Source organism: Billgrantia sp. Q4P2, assembly GCF_052806135.1.
Genome location: NZ_JBRBAI010000005.1, coordinates 92,593 through 114,820, shown reverse-complemented (window position 1 = coordinate 114,820; position 22,228 = coordinate 92,593). Strand labels below are relative to the sequence as shown.

At 63.9% G+C, this 22,228-nt stretch carries 18 protein-coding genes and 1 other RNA gene; 5 read left to right on the top strand and 14 right to left on the bottom strand.

Annotated elements, in window-relative coordinates; translation table 11 throughout:
• Window positions 1–248 precede the first annotated feature (248 nt).
• Window positions 249–3,611, top strand: a complete 3,363-nt coding sequence (gene mscK / locus ACUY1T_RS10760) for a mechanosensitive channel MscK (RefSeq protein ID WP_446022987.1) — start codon at window positions 249–251, stop codon at window positions 3,609–3,611.
• A gap of 7 nt (window positions 3,612–3,618) precedes the next feature.
• Here the strand turns inward: mscK and ACUY1T_RS10755 are convergent, their stop codons facing one another.
• Window positions 3,619–4,383, bottom strand: a complete 765-nt coding sequence (locus tag ACUY1T_RS10755; RefSeq protein WP_446022631.1) for a TlyA family RNA methyltransferase — start codon at window positions 4,381–4,383, stop codon at window positions 3,619–3,621.
• Window positions 4,384–4,609: 226 nt separating this feature from the next.
• Here ACUY1T_RS10755 and ACUY1T_RS10750 point away from each other — a divergent pair, with 226 nt between their 5' ends.
• Window positions 4,610–5,656 carry an AbrB family transcriptional regulator gene (locus ACUY1T_RS10750; RefSeq protein ID WP_446022629.1) on the top strand — a complete coding sequence of 349 codons (1,047 nt, stop codon included), beginning with the start codon at window positions 4,610–4,612 and terminating at the stop codon, window positions 5,654–5,656.
• Here the strand turns inward: ACUY1T_RS10750 and ACUY1T_RS10745 are convergent.
• Window positions 5,650–7,698, bottom strand: coding sequence for a hypothetical protein (locus ACUY1T_RS10745; protein WP_446022627.1), 2,049 nt, complete (start codon window positions 7,696–7,698; stop codon window positions 5,650–5,652). The genes ACUY1T_RS10750 and ACUY1T_RS10745 overlap by 7 nt on opposite strands.
• Before the next feature lie 42 nt (window positions 7,699–7,740).
• Window positions 7,741–8,964: an ATP-grasp domain-containing protein gene (locus ACUY1T_RS10740; protein WP_446022625.1), complete on the bottom strand. Its 1,224-nt coding sequence runs from the start codon at window positions 8,962–8,964 to the stop codon at window positions 7,741–7,743.
• A gap of 213 nt (window positions 8,965–9,177) precedes the next feature.
• Between ACUY1T_RS10740 and ffs the strand changes: the two genes are divergently transcribed.
• An RNA gene (gene ffs, locus ACUY1T_RS10735) (signal recognition particle sRNA small type) lies at window positions 9,178–9,274 on the top strand.
• 227 nt (window positions 9,275–9,501) lie between these two features.
• The gene (locus tag ACUY1T_RS10730) at window positions 9,502–9,807 is read left to right on the top strand and encodes a hypothetical protein (RefSeq protein ID WP_446022624.1); all 306 of its coding nucleotides are present in this window, start codon (window positions 9,502–9,504) and stop codon (window positions 9,805–9,807) included.
• 131 nt (window positions 9,808–9,938) lie between these two features.
• Here the strand turns inward: ACUY1T_RS10730 and ACUY1T_RS10725 are convergent, their stop codons facing one another.
• From ACUY1T_RS10725 to ACUY1T_RS10685, 9 genes are all read right to left on the bottom strand, one after another.
• Window positions 9,939–10,694, bottom strand: a complete 756-nt coding sequence (locus tag ACUY1T_RS10725) for an amino acid ABC transporter ATP-binding protein (RefSeq protein ID WP_446022985.1) — start codon at window positions 10,692–10,694, stop codon at window positions 9,939–9,941.
• A 72-nt stretch (window positions 10,695–10,766) separates the two neighbouring features.
• Entirely contained in the window at window positions 10,767–11,420 is a 654-nt protein-coding gene (locus tag ACUY1T_RS10720; RefSeq protein WP_446022622.1) for an amino acid ABC transporter permease, read from the bottom strand.
• Between the two features lie 70 nt (window positions 11,421–11,490).
• Window positions 11,491–12,147 (bottom strand): amino acid ABC transporter permease, encoded by a 657-nt coding sequence (locus tag ACUY1T_RS10715; RefSeq protein ID WP_446022620.1) that lies wholly within the window; start codon window positions 12,145–12,147, stop codon window positions 11,491–11,493.
• An 84-nt stretch (window positions 12,148–12,231) separates the two neighbouring features.
• Window positions 12,232–13,035 carry a transporter substrate-binding domain-containing protein gene (locus ACUY1T_RS10710; RefSeq protein WP_446022618.1) on the bottom strand — a complete coding sequence of 268 codons (804 nt, stop codon included), beginning with the start codon at window positions 13,033–13,035 and terminating at the stop codon, window positions 12,232–12,234.
• Window positions 13,036–13,177: 142 nt separating this feature from the next.
• Window positions 13,178–14,365, bottom strand: a complete 1,188-nt coding sequence (locus tag ACUY1T_RS10705) for an acetyl-CoA C-acyltransferase (RefSeq protein ID WP_446022616.1) — start codon at window positions 14,363–14,365, stop codon at window positions 13,178–13,180.
• On the bottom strand, window positions 14,365–15,645 hold the full coding sequence (locus ACUY1T_RS10700) for an ArgE/DapE family deacylase (RefSeq protein ID WP_446022614.1): 1,281 nt from the start codon (window positions 15,643–15,645) through the stop codon (window positions 14,365–14,367). Before ACUY1T_RS10700 ends, ACUY1T_RS10705 begins: the two co-directional genes overlap by 1 nt.
• Entirely contained in the window at window positions 15,645–16,298 is a 654-nt protein-coding gene (locus tag ACUY1T_RS10695; protein ID WP_446022612.1) for a 3-oxoacid CoA-transferase subunit B, read from the bottom strand. The genes ACUY1T_RS10700 and ACUY1T_RS10695 overlap by 1 nt, the downstream gene beginning before the upstream one ends.
• On the bottom strand, window positions 16,288–16,989 hold the full coding sequence (locus ACUY1T_RS10690; RefSeq protein ID WP_446022610.1) for a CoA transferase subunit A: 702 nt from the start codon (window positions 16,987–16,989) through the stop codon (window positions 16,288–16,290). The genes ACUY1T_RS10695 and ACUY1T_RS10690 overlap by 11 nt, the downstream gene beginning before the upstream one ends.
• Window positions 16,990–17,013: 24 nt before the next feature.
• Window positions 17,014–18,366, bottom strand: a complete 1,353-nt coding sequence (locus ACUY1T_RS10685) for an aminotransferase family protein (RefSeq protein ID WP_446022608.1) — start codon at window positions 18,364–18,366, stop codon at window positions 17,014–17,016.
• A 109-nt stretch (window positions 18,367–18,475) separates the two neighbouring features.
• On the opposite strand from ACUY1T_RS10685, the gene ACUY1T_RS10680 reads away from it, so the two are divergent.
• Window positions 18,476–19,414: a LysR family transcriptional regulator gene (locus ACUY1T_RS10680; protein WP_446022606.1), complete on the top strand. Its 939-nt coding sequence runs from the start codon at window positions 18,476–18,478 to the stop codon at window positions 19,412–19,414.
• 4 nt (window positions 19,415–19,418) lie between these two features.
• Here the strand turns inward: ACUY1T_RS10680 and ACUY1T_RS10675 are convergent, their stop codons facing one another.
• Window positions 19,419–20,630: an iron-containing alcohol dehydrogenase gene (locus ACUY1T_RS10675; RefSeq protein ID WP_446022605.1), complete on the bottom strand. Its 1,212-nt coding sequence runs from the start codon at window positions 20,628–20,630 to the stop codon at window positions 19,419–19,421.
• 101 nt (window positions 20,631–20,731) lie between these two features.
• On the bottom strand, window positions 20,732–22,018 hold the full coding sequence (locus ACUY1T_RS10670) for an NAD(P)/FAD-dependent oxidoreductase (RefSeq protein WP_446022603.1): 1,287 nt from the start codon (window positions 22,016–22,018) through the stop codon (window positions 20,732–20,734).
• Window positions 22,019–22,228: the final 210 nt, after the last annotated feature.

Genomic DNA, 22,228 nt, shown 5'->3' with positions numbered 1-22,228 from the left:
CGACTAAGTCAATCATGAGCGGAGCCGCCACTACTCGCCCATTGGAAACGGTGTTGGACGAATCGTGAGCTGAAGGGGAATAGTATCAGCTTGCCATTGCCTTGTGTTGCTGTGGGACCGAGAATCAGCACGAAGCCGCAAGGCTCCTCCAACCGGGAACAAGAGTGAACGATTTGCCGTATCCAGTGCATCGCCGTCAAGGCCGGGCCGGCCAATTGGCCTGGCGTTTTCCCGCATGGTTCTTTCTACTGTTGCTGCTGCTTGCCTGTGGTCGTGTGGTGGCCGACGATACCTTGCCCGAACGAGGGGCGGTGGAAGAGCGTCTGGCCGAGCTGCGTCCCGAGGAGGGCGGGAGCGTAACGGACACCGAGCAGCGCGATATCGACGCCCTGGAGGCAACTCTGGCTGCACTCGAGCAGTTGCAGGGAGTCGAGGAGCGGCTCGAGGCCTTGGAGCAACGGCTCGAGGATGCCCCCACCGAGCTGCTGCGCCTGGAGCGTGAACTGCTGCAAGAGGAGGAGGCGGCGCTCGATCGCTCGATAGCCGAACTCGACGACGTCCCGCTGGATGAGCTGGAATACCGCCAGCAGGAGGCCGTGTTCGAACTGCAGCAGCAGCAGGACCGCCTGGCCGACGTCAACGCCCAGTTGCTTTCCGCCCAGACCTTGCCGGAGCGGGCCCAGCAGGCCATCGCCGAGGCGATGCAGGCTGCCGAGCGTTCGCGCCGCTCACTCGACGCGCTGGAAGGGCAGGGTGCCAATGAAGACTCGCCCCGGTTGTGGCAGCTGCAGGTCGAACGGCGCCTGGCCGAACGAACGCTGCGGCTGCGCCAGCGTGAGTTGGGCAGCAACACGCGGTTGCGCGAACTGGCGCAGCAGCGGCGCGACCTGTTGACCCAGCAGATTGCGCGTCAGGAAGCCGAGCTGGCGTTGCTGCAGAGCGTGATCGACCGTCAGCGCCGCATGGCCTCGGAGCAGGCGATTGCCGATGCCGCGCGTGACGATCCGCTGCTCGAGGCCGGCCATCCGGTGCTAGAACGCGCCCAGCAGGTCAACCGCGAACTCAGTCTCGAACTGCTGCGGGCGAACGATCGCCACAATGGGTTGGTGCGTGAGAGCCTGGCCATTCGCAGCCAGCTCGATCACGTGCGTCAACTGCAGCGTAGCCTCAACGAGCAGATCGAGGCGATTCGCGGCAGCCTGCTGTTGTCGCGCATCTTGCGCGAGCAGCGCCGTTCTCTGCCTCAGGTCGATGCCAGGGGCAATTTGCAGGACGAGATCGCCGACCTGCGCCTGCGCCAGTTCGATCTGGTACGCCAGCGCGATGCCCTTCGCCAGGGCGAACGCCTGGCCAACCAGCGCCTCGAGGAGGCCGGGGTCGAGGTCAGTCAGGCGCTGGTCGACTCCCTGCAGGGGCTCTATCATTCGCGCCGTCAACTGGTGGATCAGCTCGAGCAGACCTACGGCAGCCTGCTGAGTGCGGCCATCGAGCTGCAGCTCAACCAGCAGCAGCTGCTGGAAACCTCGCGCGAGCTACGCACCACCATCGACGAGCAGTTGTTCTGGATCGCCAATACCCGTCCGCTGGACCTGACCTGGTTCCGCCACCTTCCCGCCAACCTGACCACCGAGTGGCAACAGGGCGAGTGGCGCGAGGTGCTGCCGGTACACTGGCGTATCCCCGGGGCCGAGGCCCTGGCGGGTGCTCCCTTCGTGCTGGTGGCGGGGCTACTGTTGGGACTGCGCCGTCGCATCCAACGCCGGCTGGCCGCATTGCACGAGCAGATCGGTCGGTTGCGCAGCGATTCCCAGGCCCATACACCTATTGCGGTTGGTCTCAACGCCCTGCTGGCCTTGCCGGGGCCGCTGACCCTGGCCGGCATCGGCACTTCGCTGATCGGTATCGAGGCCGGTATCGCCTCGGGCCTGGGGCAGGCCTTCCTGCACCTGGCCCTGGCCTGGGCCTTCATCGCCTGGTCGCGACGCCTGCTGGTGCGCGATGGGGTGGCGACCAAGCACTTCTACTGGCCCTCTGGCTATGTTTCGAGGCTGCGCTGGCTGCTTGGCTGGCTTGGCGTGGCACTGATACCGGTGCTGTTGATCTCCGCCTTGGCTCGCGATGGCGAAATCAGCCTGACCACACGGCCCATTGCACTGACGCTGCTGCTGGCCGGGATGGTGGCCATGAGCGTCCTGCTGGCCCGCTTGATCCTGGCCCACACGCCATTCTTTGGTGTCAAGCTGTTCCGCCTGATACTGGGGTTGATCATGGCCGCCGTACCGCTGGTACTGGCGGGCCTGATCGTTTCTGGCTTCGAATATACCGCGCTGAGCCTGATCGGCCGTTTCGTCATCACGCTCTACCTGTTGGCGATGTGGATCCTGGTCGAAGCGTCGGTGGTGCGCGGCCTGGCCGTGGCGGCCCGCCGGTTGGCGTTCAGGCGGGCGCTGATGCGGCGGCGAACCCAGGCACAGGAGGGTGCCGAGGGCGGCCTCGAAGTGGTGGAAGAACCGCCGCTGGACATGGAGCAGATCAACCAGCAGTCTCTGCGTCTCTCCAAGTTGATCCTGCTGATCGGCTTTGCGCTCCTGCTCTATCTGGTGTGGTCCGACCTGCTCACCGTGCTGGGCTATCTGGACGATGTGGCGATCTGGGAAGCGGGAGAAGGCACGGCCGCCGAACTCGTCACCAGTGCCCTGTCGGTTGCCGATATCTTCACCGCGGCGCTGATCGTCGTGCTGACGCTGGTCATGGCGCGCAACCTGCCAGGGCTTCTCGAGGTCGTGGTGCTGTCGCGGCTGGAGCTCAAGCAGGGTAGCGCCTACGCCATCTCGACGCTGCTCTCCTACACCATCGTCGGTACCGGACTGGTGGTGGCGCTGGCTACCCTGGGCGTGGCCTGGAGCCAACTGCAGTGGCTGGTGGCGGCGCTGGGCGTGGGCCTGGGCTTCGGCCTGCAGGAGATCTTCGCCAACTTCGTCTCGGGCCTGATCATCCTGTTCGAGCGGCCGGTGCGCATCGGCGATACCATCACCCTGGGCAACCTCACCGGCACGGTGAGCAAAATTCGTATCCGGGCCACCACGGTGACCGATTTCGACCGCAAGGAAATCATCATTCCCAACAAGACCTTCGTCACCGACCAACTGATCAACTGGTCGCTGTCGGATACGATTACTCGGGTGGTACTGGCCTTCGGTGTTTCCTATGGCTCGGACCAGCGGCTGGTACATCGGCTGCTACGACAGGCGGCAGACGAGAACCCGCGGGTGCTCGGCGACCCCGAGCCGCAGGTATTCTTCATGGACTATGGCGAGAGCACCCTCAACTTCGAGCTGCGTATTTTCGTCAACGCCTTGGGGGACCGGCTCTTCGCCACCGATGAGATCAACTGCCGGGTCGGCGAGCTGTTCGCCGAACACGGTATCGATATCGCCTTCAACCAGCTCGACGTCTGGCTGCACCGTAGCGGAGGGCCAACAAAAAAAGTGCAGAGTGTGACACCGGGCGGTGAGCGCAAGCTCGACCACCCGCCACCGGGTGCAGGTGGCGATCCGGGCGATATAGAGATTGGAGATGGCGGCAGCGATGGGGGCGATGGCGGGCGCTGAGGCATCGTCAGCGCTTCACTGCGTATAGCAAAAACTCCCGATTGCCGTCGCCTCCGGCGATCGGGCTCTCCTGCCAGTGCCGAATGTCGAGCCCCTGCTCGCTGCAACACGCACGAATGGCGGTTTCCACTTTGGCATATTGGGCTGGGTCGCTCACGATGCCGCGTGAATTGACGCCGCCCGGCCCTACCTCGAACTGGGGCTTTACCAGGCTCAGCAGCTCGCCGCCGGGGCGCAGCAGGGCGGCAATTTGCGGCAGGATCAGCGTCTGCGAGATGAAGGAGACGTCCATCACTGCAGTATCGGGCGCCTCGGCTCCCTGCGTTGCCAGCGCCTCATGCAGGCGAGGCTCGTCGACCATGGCTCGGGCGTTGAGCCCCTCCAGGCAGGTCACGCGGGGGTCGCCGCGCAACTCGGCATCGAGCTGGCCATGGCCCACCTCGACACCGATCACGTGGCGCGCGCCGAAGGCCAAGGCACAGTCGGTGAAGCCGCCGGTAGATTGCCCTACGTCGAGTACCAGGTTTTCCTTCAGCTCGAACTCCAGCGCCTCGATCAGTGCCTCGAGCTTCAGCCCTGCCCGCGAGACGTAGCGCTCTTCGGGGTCTTCCGTCACGACAAGGCGCGTCTCCTCGGGCAGCTTTTCGCCCGGCTTGCCCAGCACGCGGCCCGTATCCATCAGACTCACCCGCCCATGGCGAATCAGCCGCTGGGCACGGGTGCGCGAGCGGGCCAGGCCCTTGGAAACGAGCAACTGATCGAGGCGGGGCATGGCAGGGACTCCGGCAGCCAGAAGCGAGGCAGGCATTATGGCATAATCATTTCGTTAGCCAGTTAAGGAAACACTGCACAAATGCCTGCGCGAGCGAAGCACTGCGTTGCGCGGTGCGCGGAATCCTCACATATACCCCATATGCTCCGGTTCCTGTGCTCCGTGCGCCTTGCGCTTCATCTCGCTCGCCGATTTGTTCAGTGCTTCCTTCACAGAAGGGGGCCGCGTGGAGCGAAGCGAGGGAACGGCACTGGTCAGATCGCTGGCCGTCGGAGTACTGGGTGGGCTGATTTTCCACTTCATCGGTATGCCGCTGGCATGGATGCTGGGGCCGCTGGCTGCCAACCTGATCGTGTCGGCAAAGGGTATCGACGTGCGCATCCCCGAACCGCTGCGCGAGTCCTTTCTCGGCGTGCTCGGCCTGGTGCTGGGGAGCCAAGTGACCCCCCAGCTCGCCGAGCGGGTGCTCGACTGGCCGGTTTCGGCGATGCTGCTGCTGCTCGGCGTGGCGGTTTCCACTGCAGTGGCGGCGGCCTGGTATCGCCGCTGCGGCTTCGATTCGGTGAGCGCCTGGTTCGCCTCGGCACCCGGTGCCATGACGGCCATGATCCTGATGGGAGAGAAGGGCGGCGGCGACCCGCGGCGCATTGCCATCGCCCAGTCGCTGCGGATCATCCTGGTGGTGATGATCCTGCCACCGCTGTTCTGGGCCTACGAGGGCGGGGCGGCGCAGCAAGCGGGCGAGATCGAAAACGGCTTCGAAGCCGCCTGGATGCTGCTGGCCTTGCCGCTATTGTTTCCCCTGGGGCGGTGGCTGCGGCTGCCCAGCCATACGCTGCTCACACCACTGCTCTTCGCCGGCCTGCTCTCCGGCTTTGGTGTCGCCAGCCTGAGCCTGCCGGATTGGGGCATGAACGTGATGCTGTGGGTGCTCGGCTGCGCGATTGGCTCGCGCTTTCGTGGGCTCTCTTCGGCAAGGCTTGGCCGCTACCTGTTCGAAGCCTTCATCGCTACGCTGCTGGCTCTAGCGGTGCTGGCCGGATTTGCCGAGCTGATTCATCGTCTGCTCGATGTGCCTCGCGACGTAGCCCTGTTGGCGCTGGCCCCCGGCGGCATCGGCGAAATGGCGATACTTGCCGTGGCGCTTGACCTCGACCCCGTCTTCGTCGCTTTCCACCACCTGCTGCGCATGGTGGCGCTGATGCTGTTCGCCCCGTTCTGGGTGCGCTGGCTACAGCATCGCCAAGGGCAGCGTCAGCGAGGTGTTCACTGATCCGGAGACCGTGGGCCGGCATCCGCTTGGAGATCCGCCGCCGGCACTCGGTCGATGCCCCAACTGCGATGAATGTATTGCGTTACCTGGTCGAGTTCTTCCTGGCTGACCTGGGCCAGCTCGCCACGTTCCAGGGGGTCGTAGTGGAAGATGTACAGACGTGAAGCGAACTGTTCGAAGGGCAGGGACGCCTCGCCGAAGCGCTCGCCCTTGCCGGCGGTATTGACGAGCACGCCATCGCCCCAGTCCTGGCCGCTGTCGTTGTTGGGGTTGAAGAAATAGACCCGCATTACATCGTCCGGGTCGAGCGAGACCCGCAGTATGGTGATGGCGTGCCAGCCGATGAAGCGGGCTGCATTGTCGGTCACGGCGATGCCGGCCGGCTGCGGGTGGATGAGTGGCTGGTTGCCGTTGTAGTAGGGGTGGTAGCTGGCATAGAAGTGGCGCAGGAACGTGTCGAGTTCGTGAAGCTGGCCGGTGGCGACATCTACATTGATGCGAAAGCCGCGGCCCGCCCACCAGCCATGGAATTCCGGGTTGACCCAGCGGTGCGGGTCGCCTTCGCGGCCGATGCAGCGACGGCCCATCTCGGCATAGATGCGGTCCAGGTGCGGTACCACGATCAGTGACACCGGATCGAGATCCATGGGCAGTGTGTCGGCTACGCCGGACTCGCTCGCCATCGAAGAGAGCGGCATCCCCTCGAAATGCATGATGATATCGTCGTCGCGGGCTGCCCAGGCCACCATCTGCAAGAGATAGTCGGGGTCGTTGTAGGCCCACATGGAGAGTGCCCTCGCCGACTGACAGGTCGGGTTGTTGCCTTGGCCAACGCCGAGCGGCAGACCGAGCATGCATAGCACGCCTTCAAGAAGCCTGGCGCGCGGGGAAACCGCTTCGCCGAAGGCGAGGTTGAGGCGCGCCTGGGACCACTCGGAGAGTGGCAGGCCCAGCTGTCGCCACATCGCCGGGGCAACCGGGGGTTGGTAGAGAATGCCACGCTCCAGCATCAACGATAGGCCATATACCGCCTGGGGCGTGGCGGGATGCACCGCGCCTCGAATCAGTGCGTGGGCAAGCTCGCGATAACACAGCAAGCAGTCACGACCGGTGGAGGAGAGGCCCAGGGCCTCGGACAGCAGGTGGTCGCTGTGGTCCAGCAAGTGGCGCAGCAGCACCGGGTGGTAGGGCGATACCAGCCCCGTGTCGTGCATGGCGCGGGCAAAGCCGGTGGCTTCACCCTGAAGGGCGGTGTTGTCCATGCTCCCCAGGCGTTCGCGATAGATCTCGAGCCCGGGGTCTTCCCGGGAGGCGCGGGTGGGGCCATAGAGTGAACTCACCAGGCGATCGGCACCCTGGCCGCTGGACCCAAGATCGATGTTGGGGTCGGCCTGGCAGATGGCGATCTGAGTGATCATCTGCTTGACCGCTTCCACCTGGATCGGGCGCTGCTGGAGGATGCGCCAGATCTCTTCGATCAGCTTGTCGATGATGTGCTCGTAGCCGATGCGTTCGGCCAGGTGGTGGAACAGATAGCGGGGAATCTGCGCCAGCCGCCCTTGGGTCTCTCGCTCCGCCTCGCTGGGAGCGCTGAACAGCAGCCAGAGGTTGATTGCCAGGACCTGGGTCAGATAGTGGTGGGCCTGCTCGGCAGAAATCAGCGCGTGCAGGTATTCGCCCTTGGCCACCGCCAGCAGCCGCAGCTCGCTCATGGCCTCGATCACCACGGTGTTGGCATCCGGACTCTTGAGCGCATGGGTGGTCAGCGAAGGCAGCAGGTACTGCGGCGTGGCCCAGTCGGAGCCCAGGAACACGCCGGCTTCCTCGAATGCCTTGGCGCGGGTCTCCAGGGCAGCGGCGCCTCCGGGTTGGAGCAGCACGCGGCGCGCCGTATCCAGCACGCGGGAGACCTTGCCCGGCTTGGCGAAGTCGGGCGCCTCGCCGAGCAGGGTGGTCGCCTCGTCGAGGTTTGCCAGCAACCCGCGGAGCTTGTCATCTTCCGCTGGCGGGTTGGGCTCATGCGTGTGCCGGTTCGTGGTCACGCCGACTCCTTGTGATCAGGCTGTGGTGCCATGACGCCTTGATCAGACATAGAAATCAAGTTCTTCCTGATGCTTGAGCAAGTCTCTCAGACGATGAGGGTCTTCCCCCTTGAAGTAGATCAGCCCCCAATGCGTGCCGAAGGCAGTGCGCTTGGTCACGGTTTCTTCCATGGGCGGCGTGAGTTCGTGGGATTCGAAGTAGGGGTCGTCCTCGACCTCTTCGGGGATCTCCAGGCGGCTGACCACGCGGCGTCGCGGGTAGACGCCGAAGCAGCCGGCGTAGCACTTGGCGTCTTCCACTTCCCTGGGGAAGAAAGCCTTGACCTCCTCGGCGGTACTCTTGGGATCGAACACCAGCATGCTGGCCTGATAGGCGTTGAAACCGTAGACCCGCTCGAGCAGCTCGAACACCTTGAAGCCCGGGGGGCGATAGGCGACTTCGCCGAAGTACATCTCGCCGTCACTGGTCACGAAGTACTCGGGGTGAATCAGACCGAAATCGATATCGAACGCCTTGATCAGTTTCTCGATCTGAGCGGTGATCTGCGGGCGGTACTGTTCGAGCTCCGGCGAAGCGGGAACGAACACGGAGTAGCCCAGGGTGACGTATTCCGAAATGTTGAGGAAGGCGATCTTGCCGTCGTGGATCCACGCCTCGACGGCGAATTCCCAGCCGTCCAGGTGCGACTCCATCAGCACCGGAAACTCCTCGTCGGGAATGGTATCGACCTCGTCGGGTGTGCGGATCACGCGATGCCCCAGGCAACCGGCCTTGTCGAAGGCCTTCAGGTGAATGGGGTCGTTGGGGTCACCGTCGAGCTTGAGCAGGGTCTGGTTGACGCGCTTGAGGAAGCGGATCACGTCACCCTTGTCGTGAGCCTCCTCGAAGATACCGACGCGAATGCCGCCGAGCTGGGCGCGACGCTTCATCAGCGCCTTGTCGCGCAGCAACAACGACTGACCATAAAGGCGCGGTTTGTCGAGCAGAAGCGAATTGATGGCACCTGCCCATTCGACGGTCTCCTCGAACAATGGAATCGCCACGTCCACACCCATTTCCTGCAAGGTTTCGGCGATCTCCATGGAACGGTCGTTCAAGCGTTCGAAATTCCATGAAACGTGAGGAATATCATGTTTTTGGCAGTACTCTTCCGCCCATTCCGGTGCCACTACGATATAGCGGCGGTCGAAATTCTCGGCGGCCTCGATGGCGTTGAGACTCCAACCAAGCAGCGCGATATAGCCCTTATTGGGATCTTTGTTCATGGGAGGTCCCTCCTGAGCGTTTGGTGGTCGAGCTTGTGTCTCGCTTTCACTTCACCCTACACGAAATATCAACGTTTCACATGGTGGGTTCCCCATCGCTTGCCGAGCGCCCTTGCTGGCCTGCGCGCCCGCTGGTATAGTGCACGCGCACTCGGCAAGCCATTGATGCAGACCGGGTTCGATGCCCCTTGAGGTATCATGTCGTGGTGGCCCCGTCGGTCCTCCCGCAACGCTAAACCGCAAACCCCGCCAGGCCCGGAAGGGAGCAACGGTAGTGGTGGCCGCGTGTGCCGGGATGTGGCTGTCGGGGCTGCCTCCATTTCGGCCCCCTATTCCTGAATTCAGGTTTCCCTCTTGCTGGGCCGTGGCGATCCTGCTTCTTTCCATTGACCCTTTCAACGACGCTTCGTTGCGCTTTGCCGTTTAGTTGCGCCTCATCTCTCAGCCAGGAGCTGTCCTAAAATTATTCGACCTTGGTAGCGTTAGACTTTGGTGTTAATATGCAGCGCAGCAAAACCCATGGGAGAGGATGCGCACATGCCGATCGACACCACGCCCAATGCCGCCATCCAGCGCAGCCTGCGCCAGTGTCTGTCGAACGCTGCCTTTCTGCTCTACCAGCAGGGCCATGTGCTGGAAACCATCACGATTCCCTTCCGCGGGCTCGACAGCCGCGCCCTGCACCAGCTGCGCGAAGCCTCCCGGGAGTGGAGTGCCTGCCAGCGCGTGCTGGAGAGCAGTGAGGCAGCCGTCTACAACGATCAGGGCCGTTTCGTGTTGACTGCCATGGGTCGCGAGCTGCTGTTCGACATGTTCGGTGAAGGCGCGGCGGACTGCGCCTGAGCCCAGGCGGCCAAGAGACAAACGAGCGGGGAGGCCAATTGGCCTCCCCGCTGCGATTCAGAGGCTGCTTCGGATAAGCTCGATCGTCACGCGGGGCGATATCGACTCCTGCCTACTGGTCAAGGGTGTCCTTATGTCTGGCTCCCCAGGTGTTTGCGCAAGAAGTGACGCGTGCGCTCCTGGTCAGGATGGCTGAACAGGTGATCGGGAGTGTTCTCCTCCACCACTACACCGCCGTCCATGAACATGGCCCAGTCGGACACGTCGCGTGCGAAAGCCATCTCGTGGGTGACGATGAGCATGGTCATGTGCTCCTCGGCGAGGCCCTTCATGACCAGGTTCACTTCTTCCACCAGCTCGGGGTCCAGGGCTGAGGTCGCCTCGTCGAAGAGCATGACCTTGGGGCGCATGGCCAGGGCGCGAGCAATGGCGACACGCTGCTTCTGGCCGCCCGAGAGAGCGCTGGGGTAGACCGAGGCCTTGTCCGCCAGCCCGACTCGCTCCAGCAGTTCCATGCCCAGTTCACGGGCGCTGCTCGCCCCCATACCCTTCAGCTTTCTCGGCGCCAGCGTCACGTTCTCCAGCGTCGAAAGGTGGGGAAACAGATTGAAGTGCTGAAACACCATGCCCATGTTCTGGCGGATATGGTTGATATGGCGTTCGAAGGCTAGACCCTTCAGGTCCGGTCGGTTGACCTGCACGCCATCCAGCAGGATGCTGCCCTCGTCGATCACCTCCAGGTTGTTGATGGAGCGCAGCAGCGTGCTCTTTCCCGATCCCGACGGGCCGATGATGGAGATGATCTTGCCGCGTTCGACCTTGAGGTCGATACCCTTCAGTACTTCGAGGTCGCCGAATCGTTTCTTGACGCCCTTGAGCTCGACCATGGGAATGTCTGTTGTTGCTGTTGTCATGTTAGGTCCTTGTTAGGAAATGCTGAACAAATCGGCTAGCGATTCCTAGCGGCGGGCGGCGGCACGGCGCTCCACCCAGGCTTGGCCGGTTTCCATCAGGATATTGATCAGGTAATAGATGAAGGCAATCGTGATATAGAACTCGAAAGGGCGAAACGTCACGCTGATGGCATACTGCGAGAGATAGACCAGCTCGGCGATGCCGATGGCGGAGAGGACCGCAATGTCCTTTACCATGATGATCATGTTGTTGCCGAGTTGGGGAATGGCGCGATAGAAGGCCTGCGGAAGGATAATATAAAAGAGAGTGGCGAGATGACCGAAGCCCAGCGATCGTGAGGCTTCATATTGGCCGCTCGAGACTGACTTGATGGTGGCGATGAAGATATCGGCGTTATAGGCCATGTAGTGGAAACCAAGCCCCAGAACGCCGACCACGATGGCCGGTATCAGTATCCACTGCCCAATGCCGAAGTACAGGAAGTAGAGCTGCAGAAGCAGCGGTGTCGTCATGAATAGCCAGATGAGGAAGCGCAGCGGCCAATTTACGACTTTCTTCGTATAGAGTGTTATCACGGCGACGATCTGACCGCCGATGATTGACATGATGGCGACCACCAGGCCAATCACAAGCGTGGCGCCTATGCCCTTGATGAGGGTTGGAAAGTAGGTGATGACGGGGCTGAAGTCGAATTCCATGGTGGCTTACCCTGATTGCTCTATGGCCGGCGGTACGGGTTCATCGGTTCATCGTCGCTATAAATAGTCACTATAAATAGGTGTATCGCGTGGCGCGACGGTAGAGAAGCTCAACGATGCCCATGACCGCATAGATGATGACGATGTACATCAAGGCGCTCAGCGAAAAGACTTCCAGGGGCTTGTAGGTGGAGCCGGTCAGGCGCTGAGCCTGGTAGGTCAGCTCGACCACCGAAATGATGGACACTAGCGATGAGTTCTTGACCAGGATGATGGCGAGTACCCCGATCGAGCGAATCATCAAACCGGCCGCCTGAGGCAGGATAATGTGCTGAAGCGTCGCGAAGCGCCCAAATCCCAGCGACCGCGACGCCTCGTTCTGCCCACTGTCGACCGATTCGATGGCGCCACGAATGGCCTCGCTCATGTAGGCGCCGATGTTGAAGGCACCGACCACCACGCCGCAGGTGAAAGGGTCCAGGCGCAGCCCGACGGCGGGCCCTCCATAGAAGACCAGCAACAGCTGCACGAAATAGGGAGTGCCGCGAACGACGCTGATGTAGGCGCGTGCCAGCCAGCGAACGGGGGGGAGCCGTGAGGTTCGAAGCGACACTAGCGTTGAGGCGATAAAGAAGCCGAAGAATAGGGCACGAGCCGATATATCGATGGTTACCCAGGCCGCCTTTACCAGCAGCGGCGATATTTCGATCATCAGGTTGATGTCCATGAGCCCCTTTACTCTGTTGTTGTAATAAGAAATAAGAATACTGATTAGGGTCAGCAGGGCTCGCGCCCTGCTGCCCTGGGGTGACTAGTCGAACTCGACCCCTTCGCCGATCCACTTGTCGACTATCTGTTGATAGGTGCCATCTGCCTTGATCTCGGCCAGCGCCGTATTGAGGGCTTCCCTGAGTTCTGGCTTGTTCTTTTGAATGGCAATGGCGGCAGGCCAGCTGGGCAGCTCGCCGACATCCACCTGCTTGATGGCCATGTTGCCGTCATTGAGTGCCACGTAAACGGGGATATCGTCGGCGATCATGACATCGATGCGTCCCGTGGTGAGCCCGTTGAGCATGTCGGGCAAGCCCTGGAAGGTCTGGTTGCGCCATTTTCCGTTGCCATTTTCGGTGGCCCACTGGTTGCCTGTTTCTCCCAGGGTGGAGCCGACTCGCTTGCCTGCGAAATCATCGATGCTGTTGACGTCATCGGTGCCCTCCTGAACCCATATGGAGAGTCCCGAACTGTAATAGCTGTCGGTGAAGTCGACCGCCTGTTCGCGCTCTTCCGTGACGCTCATGCTGCAGATACAGGCATCGAAGCGGCCACCGGCCAGGGCGGCGACGATGCCATTCCACGGAGAGGTCTGGATATTGACCTCGACGCCCATCTTGTCGGCCAGGGCCTCGGCGATATCCACATCGAAACCGACCAGGTTGCCGGACGTGTCGACATAGCTGAAGGGAGGGTAGGCGCCAGAATTGGCCACTTGAAAGACGTCATCCTGAATCTCGGGGAGATCTCGCGCCTGGGCCGACAAGCTGGCGAAGGAGATGATGCCAAGCAGTGCCATGGCGCCAATAAGAGGACGATGAAACGCTTTCTTATAGGTTGTCATGTAAGTTGTCATGTCGATTCCTGCCATTGTTATGTGATTTGTGGATCTACCAAGCGATCGGTATCGCGATATGCCTGGTTGATGCTCGCCCTGCCAAGCGGAGCGGGCCTTGCTGATGTACACCTCCTTTCAAACATGGTGGTCATACCCTTTCGAGGATCACGGCGATGCCCTGGCCGCCGCCTACACAGGCCGTGGCACAGCCGTAGCGGTCGCCGCGATGAGTGAGAATCCGTGCCAGGGTGCCAGCCAGGCGTATGCCGGTGGCTCCCAGCGGATGGCCCAGCGCCAGGGCACCGCCCCAGACGTTGACCCGCTCGGGATCGAGCCCGAGCTTGTACATGGCATGCAGCGGCACGGCGGCGAACGCTTCGTTGATCTCCCAGGCGTCGATCTGTGTGGCCACCAGTCCAGCCTGTTCCAGTGCCTGCTCGGCCGCTGCGGCAGCGCCTTCGCCCATGCGCTCCGGGGCCACCCCGACGTCGGTGAAGGCAACGATGCGAGCCAGCGGCGTAGCGCCGTGGCGTTCAGCGGCAGCGGATGACATCAGCAGCGTCGCGGCAGCGCCGGAAGTCAGCGGCGAACTGTTGCCGGCGGTGACCCGGCCGCCTTCGAGGAAAACCGGATCGAGCCCGGCAAGGCGCTCGAGGCTGGTATCGGGGCGAATATTGGCGTCGCGCTCGAGTGTCTCGCCTGCGCCATTGACCAGTGCCAGGCGTTCGCGGTCGAAGTGGCCCGCGGCGTCGGCTCGGGTGGCACGGCGGTGAGATTCCCGCGCGAATGCGTCCATCTCACCGCGTCCAATGCCGGCTGCCTGGGCCAGACGTTCGGCGGTGAGGCCCATGTTCAGCGCCACATCGAACTCGAGCCAGGCGGCATCGCGCAGGGTATCAGGCGAGGTCAGCACGCCCTCCTTGAACAGCGCGGGTCCCATTGGCACGCGGGTCATGTTTTCAAAGCCACCGGCAATGGCGACTTCCACGGCGCCGGCCTGGATCTCGCGGGCGGCGCTGCGCAGGGCGGCAAGCCCCGAGCCGCACTGCTGGTCGATCTGGCGGCTGGCGCAACGGCGGCCGTTCGGGCCCAGTTGAGAGAGCCACAGCGGATAGCGTCCGCCGAAGCTCCACTGCTCCTTGACCGGCAGCGCGCAGCCGATGCTGAGATCCGCCACCGCTTCGGGGGCGAGGTCGGTACGGGCGAGCATACCGTCGATCACTTTAGCGAGCAGGGCATCGCCGCGGGTGTCGGCCCAGCCGTCCACCTCCGGCTTGCGCGGGTGGGCACGGGTGAAAGCGCTGCGGGCATAGTCGACCAGAAAGACATCCTTCATCACGCCTGTCCCTCCGATTTGGCCATTTCCGCCCAGCGATGGATGAACAGCGCGTAGGTGGTCAGCACGTGGCGGATCGAGTCGATCTCGACGCACTCGTCGACGCCGTGGATGCGCTGGGCCACCGGGCCGTAGCAGGTGCCGTTGATCTCGCCGCTGACGTGGAAGGCGCGCAGGTCGGTGGTGCAGGTGGAGAGATAGTGCTGCGGCGGCTCGCCGTGCAGGTCCTGGTGGCAGCGCGAGAGCAGCGCGATGCCCGGCGTTTCGAGGTCGACCACAAAGCCCTCGGCGCGAAAACCGTGAAACTCCACCCGCGGTGCTGGGCTGCCATCGCCAAGCTCGGCATGGCGCGCCGCGATGCAGTGTCGCACGCGGTTCATGACCACATTGGGCGACATGCCCGGCGGGAAGCCGACGCGGCCCTCGAGGATGGCGTGGGCCGGTACGCTGGAGGCCCAGTTGCCGCCCTCGATCTTGCCGATGCTCAGGTTGAAGGGGCTGGCGAGCGTATCGTAGGGTGCCTGGCGCGGCAGACCGTTGATTTCGGCCTCCAGCGCCTTGAAGGCGGGCAGGTACTCGACCAGGGCCTCGATGGCGTTGCTGCCGGCGCGGGTGTCGAGCACGTGGGCCGGCACGCCATCCAGGCGCATGCGGAACCACAGCACGCCCACCTGGCCGGCATAGATCTGCGCGCCGAAGGGCTCGGGAATCAATACGAAGTCGCCGCTGTAACCCTGGTGAAGGCAGGCCAGCGCGCCGTTACCGGTGCACTCCTCCTCGATCACCGTTTGCAGGGTCAGCGGGAAGTCGATGGCCACGCCGGCCTCGCGTACCGCCTGAACGGCCATGACCATGGCGGCAATGCCGGCCTTCATGTCGCCGGCGCCGCGGCCGTAGAGCCAACCGTCTTTTTCCCATGGCTCCCAGGGCGGCCGTGTCCACATATCGGTGGGCTCGGCGGGCACCACATCGAGGTGGCCGTTGAATACCAGGTGCGGCCCCGGTGCGCCTGCATTGAGCTGGGCCACCAGGTTGTAGCGTCCCTCGCAGGGCCAGTCGGTGGGGGCGCGGTGGGGATGCTCGATGAAGCCGGGAGCATCCAGCGGTACTCGGCTGATCGGCAGGTCGAGGCGCTCGAACCAGCGCTCTATCGTCTCCAGCGCGCCGTGCTCCTCGCTCAGCACGCTGTAGCCGCGCACCAGGTCGCAGGTGAGGGCCAAGGTATCCTCCATCAGCGCCTCACAGCGCTCGACGATGCGCTTCTCGGTGACGGTCAGCATCAGAACCTTCCCAGTCGAGTGTCGTCGACGATCAAGTCGGCTTCGGTGGCTTCGCGCAGCTCGGCAACGCTGATCCCCTCGGCGATATCCACCAATGTGAGCCCGTCATGCGTCACGTCCATCACGGCTTTGTCGGTGATGATGCGCGACACGCAGTGCTCGGCGGTCAGCGGTAGGCGGCAGCGTGAGAGGATCTTGGGGTTACCGTGCTTATCGTTGTGCGAGCACAGGATCACCAGGCGCTTGACCTTCTGGGCCAGCTCCATGGCGCCACCGATGCCTGGCGAGAACTTGCCGGGGATCTTCCAGTTGGCGAGGTTACCCAGTTCGTCGACTTCGAAGGCGCCCATGAAGGTGAGGTCGACCCGACTGCGACGGATCATGGCGAAGGACATGGCACTGTCGAACACGCTGGCGCCAGGACGAGTCGCGATGTAGGCGCCGCCGGAGTCGATCATGTCCCAGTCCGGCGCCTCGCCCTCGGCTCGTGGGCGGCAGCCCAGCACGCCATTCTCCGAGTGAACCAGCACCTCCAGGTCATCCGGCAAGTAGTGGAACAGTTGGGTGGGCAAGCCAATCCCCAGGTTGACGATCTGCCCCGGGATCACCTCGCGGGCCGCGCGGGCGAGAATGCGCTGCGGGTCAGCCGACATGGGTACGCCTCCCTTGTTCACTGCTGGCGGGTGCGACCTCTACCACCTGGCTGACGAAGGCGCAGGGGGTGTGGATCGCCTCGAGTGCCAGGCTGCCGGGCGCGTCGACCCGGTAGGCCTGGGCGATGACGGTGTCGGCGGCCATCGCCATCAGCGGGTTGAAGTTGCTGGCGGTGGCGCGATAGATCAGGTTGCCGTAGCGGTCGGCGCGCTCGGCGTGAACCAGGGCGAAGTCGGCGTAGAGCGCCGGCTCGATGCCCCAGGTGCGACCGCCCAGTTCGATCTCGCGCCGACCTGCGGCGATCTCGGTGCCCTGGCCGATGTCGGTGAGAAAGCCGTAATGGCCGGCACCGGCGCTGCGGATCTTCTCGGCCAGAATCCCCTGGGGGAAAAGTTCGACCTCGAGTTCGCCGCGGTTCATTGCGGCGATGGCAGCGCGGTTGAGCCCAATGTGCGACGTGATCAGGCGGCTGACACGGCCGGCTTCGATCAGCTTGCCGATGCCGATGCCCGGTTCATTGGCATCGTTCTTGATCAGGGTGAGGTCGTGCTGGCCCTGGGCCAGGAGTTCATCGATCAGGGCAAAGGGCGTGCCTGGGGAGCCGAAGCCGCCGACCATGATCGAGGCACCATTCGGGATGGCGGCAATGGCCTCCTCGATAGCGCGATATTTCTTGTTGAGAAGCGTCATGTCAGTGCCTTTTCCCTCCGGCGTTCAGGATGTCAGCGCATTCGTGGGCGTCGAAGCCGTCACCTCAAGGTCGAAGCGCGCCATGGCGCGCTCGAGTCGCAGGATCAGCTCGGCGGTGTCGGCGGCATCGATGGTCAGTGGCGGGGTGACCAGGAAGTGGTCGCCGGCTACCCCGTCCAGGGTGCGTCGCGGATAGATCAGCAGGCCCTCCTCCTTGGCCAGCGCAGTGATCCGGGCGAAGCGGTTCTGCTCGGCTGGGAAGGGGGTCTTGGCGTCGCCATCGGCGACCAGTTCCACGCCCCACAGCAGCCCCAGGCCGCGGACGTCGCCGATCCAGGGGTAGCGGGCCTTGAGTGCCAGCAGGCCCTCATTCAGCTCCCTGCCGCGTGCTGCCACGTTGTCGAGCACGCGCTCACGCCGTATGGCCTCGATCACTGCCAGCCCGGTGGCGCAGGCCAGCGGATTGCCGGCGTAGGTGTGGCCGTGCTGGAAGCCGCCCGAGGCCATTACCGTCTCGACGATATCGCCGCGGGCGAGGACCGCTCCCACCGGGTAGTAGCCGGCACCCAGCCCCTTGGCGGTGGCCAGCAGGTCTGGCGTCACGCCGTAGTGCTGGTAGGCGAACCAGGCGCCGGTGCGGCCGATTCCCGTGAGTACCTCATCGAGAATCAGCAGGCAGCCGAACTCATCGCACAGCTTGCGAATACCCTCGAGATAACGGCGATCTAGCATGCGCGCACCGGTACTGGCGCCACCCACCGGCTCCAGCACGAAGGCGATGATCGTCTCAGGACCGGCCGCCTCCATGGTCGCGCGAGTCTCGGCCAGTACGCGTTCCACGTGCCGGGTGTCGTCGGCGTCGGTGTGGCGATAGAGGTCGGGACCCGGCACCTTGAGCGAGCCGAGGGTAATGGCGGCGAAGGGGGCTTCCAGGGGGTGATAGCCGGTGACGCCCAGCGCACCCAGCGTGCTGCCGTGATAAGAGGGGCGCAGCGAGACGAAGCGCCGCCGCCGGGGCTCGCTCTTGGCGACGAAGTACTGGCGCGCCAGCTTCAGCGCCGATTCCACCGCCTCGGAGCCGCTGGAAACGAAGAAGACTTTCTCGAGTTCACCATCGGTGAGGTCGACCAGGGCCTGGCCCAGGGCTACCGCGGGAGCATTCTCGAACTGCGTACGGTAAGTGAATGCGACGCGGTCGAGCTGGGCAAGCATGGCGTCTCGAATATCGCCGCGGCCGTGGCCGAGGTTGCAAGAGATCGCGCCGGAACAGCCGTCGAGGTAGTTCCGACCGGCTTCGTCCCACAGATAAACCCCTTGGGCGTGACTGACTTCGGGCAGGGCGGGGCCGGCCTGGTAGAAGAGAGGTGATGAGTCCATGTAACGCTCGTTATCGTTATGTATTGGTGAACGGCTGTCAGCAGTGTAGGTAGCGAGCGTTAGGTATTTCAATATATGATCTTTTTACCGAATTCAATGAGTGAAAGTCATGGCAGATGTCAATATTCACTCGCTAAAGGCGCTGGCCATCTTCAAGACGCTGTTCGAGGCGGGTACTGCTTCCCAGGCTGCGCGCACCCTGGGTATCACCCAGTCGGGGGTGAGTCGCTCGCTGGCCCAGCTCGAGGAGAACCTGGGGATACAGCTGTTCCTGCGCGAGAAGAACCGCTTGGTGGCCACGCCCGAGGCGCGCGAACTCTACGATGAAATCCTGCGCCTGATGGGCAATATCGAGGAGCTGCGCCACAGTGTGCTGGCGCTCAAGGAGTTCGGCACCTCGCGGCTGCGCATCGCTGCGGTGCCAGGCTTGTCGTTCGGCTTCGTGCCCCGGCTGGTGGCGGCGCTGTTGGAAGAGAATCGGCAGTTCAGCGTCAGCCTCGACATGATGTCGAGCCATGAGGTACAGCTGGCGGTGGAGTCGAGCCATGCCGACATCGGTTTCGTCACCCTGCCCATCACATCGCGAGTACTGAGGGTAGAGCCCTGGTTTACCACCGAAGCGGTGTGCCTGGTACCGCAGGAGCACCCCTTGGCTGCACAGGAGCGCGTCGACGTGCAGGACCTACGTGACCAGCATCTGGTAATCAGCAACCAGCCAAGTATCCGCACCAATCCACTACTCGAACTGGCCAGCCGGCACCGGGTGCAGATCGCCGGCAAGACCGAGGCCAACATCGGCACCATCACGGCGCTGGTGGCCAACCATGTCGGCATCACGGTAATGAATCCGATCACCGCCCAGGACCAGCTCGCCCCGCGCGATGGCGTGGTGATGCGGCCCTTCTCGCCGGCCATGACGTTCAGCTTCGGGCTGGTCTATCGCAACGACTGGAAGCAGGCCAGGGTGCTCGATTTCCTGCGCGGGAAGGGCGGGGCGCAGCTGGCAGGCTATCCCTGCGTGGCGCTGGACGAATTCCTGAGCGAATGACGAGCTACAGCCGCCTCGCCAGCAGCGTGACCAGCTCGGCGTCGGTCAGCACCAGCGGGTTGGTCTTCATGCTGCCGCCCCGAGCCCCGGCGACCACGCGATCGAAGTCGTCCTGGTTCATGCCGTAGGCGCCCAGCTTCGGTATGTCGAGTCGCTGGGTCCAGTCGCGCAGCGTCGCCACCAGGGCATCGCAGGCGTCGCGGTCGTTACGTTTGCGCTCGCCGCTGACCAGGCGGCCGACCTCGGCGTATTTGGCCAGTGCCGCACCGCCCGGCTCGCGCTCTCGCAGCGCGGCGACATTGATGGCGGTGGCTTCGGCCAACAGGGTGCCGCACACCGTGCCGTGGGGGATCGGGAAGAAGGCGCCCAGCGGCGAGGCCAGCCCGTGTACCGAGCCCAGGCCCGCCTGGGCCAGGGTGATTCCCGACATCAGCGAGGCGTAGGCGATCTGGCTATAACCGCGGCCAGCCTCGGGGTGGTCCATCTCCCAGGCCGGCCAGAAGCCACGACAGAACGCCTGCATGCCGGACCAGGCGAGGGCATCGGTGGCGGGGCTGGCATTGAGCGAGACGTAGGATTCGAGTAGCTGGGTGAAGGCGTCCATGCCGTTGGCGGCGATCTGCGCCTTGGGGCAGCCCGCCAGCAGTTCAGGGTCGACCAGCGCCACGGCGGCGACCAGCCGCTCGTCGCGAAACGACTTCTTGAAACCCTCCGGGCCCTGCATGCTGAGCACGGCGTTCTTGGTTGCCTCGCTGCCAGTGCCGGCAGTGGTCGGCACGGCGATCAGCGGCACCGCCGGGCCGGAATAGGCAAGGCCGCGACCCACGCCCTCGAGATGGTCCATCACCGAATTGCCGGGACGCAGCAGGCCGGCGACGGCCTTGGCGGCATCCAGTACGCTGCCGCCGCCGATGGCGACCACCACGTCGATATCGTTCTCCCGATGCTCGCCTACGATGGCATCCACCCGCTGCGGCGAGGGTTCGCCCTCGATGGTGACGTGCAGCCAGGTCGTACCCTGCGCTTCGAGGGCCGTGATCAGTTCGCTCCAGCGCGGCGATTCGACGAAGGAGCGCCTGCCGGTCACGACCAATGCCCTTTCGCCGTAGTCGGCGATCAGCGTCGGCAAGAGTGCGATGCTGCCATCGCCGAAGCGGATATCGGGCAGGCGGGCGATACGGAAGGCGTCGATGCGCTCGGGAAAGGAAGCTGGCATGGGGCGGCACTCGCAACTTGGGAAACGACGTCCACTATAAGCATCGTCTCAGTGGCTTGGCCAACGGCAGGGCTGTGCGCAGCCAGTTGTATAGCGTGTCCCTAACGCCAGCGCTCGAGAAGTTGGTAATACCACATCCCCGCGGCCAGCAGCGGGTTGCCCAGAGCATCGCCGAACGGCACCTTGAGGTGGCGGCAGGCGGCGAAGGTGTCGAACTCTTCCATATGGCCGGAAATCGCCTTGGCCATGATCTCGCCGACGATATGCGAAGTGGCCACGCCATGCCCCGAGTAGCCCTGGGCATAGTAGACGGTGTCGGATAGCCGCCCCAGCATGGGAATGCGATTGACCACGATGCCGGCCATGCCCTGCCAGGCGTAGTCGATCGGGGTTCCCCTGAGCTGAGGGAAGGTGGCCTCCAGGCGCGGGCGTAGCTCGGCGGCGATGTCGGGGGAGTCCTTGCCCGAATAGTTGGCCCCGCCACCGAAGAGGAGCCGGCCGTCGGCGGTGAGTCGGTAATAGTCGAGTACGAAGCGGCAGTCGTAGACGGCCAGGTCCTGCGGATTGATGGCTTCGGCCAACCCGCCCAGCGGTGCGGTGGTGACGATGCCCAGCGAGGCCGGAAACAGCTTGCCGCCGAGCCGGCGCCGCTCCAGGCGGTGGTAAGCGTTGCCCGCCAGCAGCACCCGCTCGGCACGTACCGCACCGTTGGCGGTAACGACCCTAGGGGAGGGGCCATGTTCGATGCGCACCACCGGCGAGTGCTCGAAAACCATCGCGCCCAGCTCGTGGGCCGCCCGCGCCTCGCCCAGGCACAGGTTGAGCGGATGCAGGTGCAGGTTGTAGCGATTGAGCAGCCCACCGTGGTAGCGCTGCGTGCGTACCACATCGCGCACCTGGCGGGCATCGAGCAGTTCGACGTGCTCGCCCATGCCGCGGGCTTGGCAGGCCTCGAAGTCGGCCTCGAGTGCTGCCATGTGCGAAGGCTTCCAGGCCGCCTGCAGGTGGCCCTGCTTGAGGTCGCAGGGAATGGCGTATTGCTCCACCCGCGCGCGAATGATGCGCTGGCCGCGCCAGCGCAGGTTCCAGACGAAATCGTCGGCGGCCGCGCCCAGGGTGCGGCGCATCTGCTTGCGCATGGCGGCTTCGCCGGAGAGGCTGCCGGTCACCTGGCCGCCGTTGCGCCCGCTGGCGCCCCAGCCGATCTTGTTGGCCTCGACGATGGCCACCCGATAGCCGCGCTCGGCCAGCTCCACCGCCGTGGCCACGCCGGTGAAGCCGCCGCCGACGATGGCCACGTCGACCGTCACCTCACCTTGTAGCTGAGGATAGTCCGACTCCCGATGGATCGACGCGGTATAGTAGGAGGCGCAGCGAGGCTCGGCCATGTGGGGCTCCGGTAGTGTCGAAAATACTCAACACATGCTAGCACAGTCTGGAGACCCGGCACGCCCGTCACGTGTCGCAACCCCCGGCGATGGCTTGCCCCACGAAGGGGCGAACTTTGCGCCTCCGGCATCAGCCGGTAGAATGGGAATATCCGCGTTCGGCTCGTCACCGGACTACTCGCCGGGGCGAAGCAGGCCCTGCTCCGACCG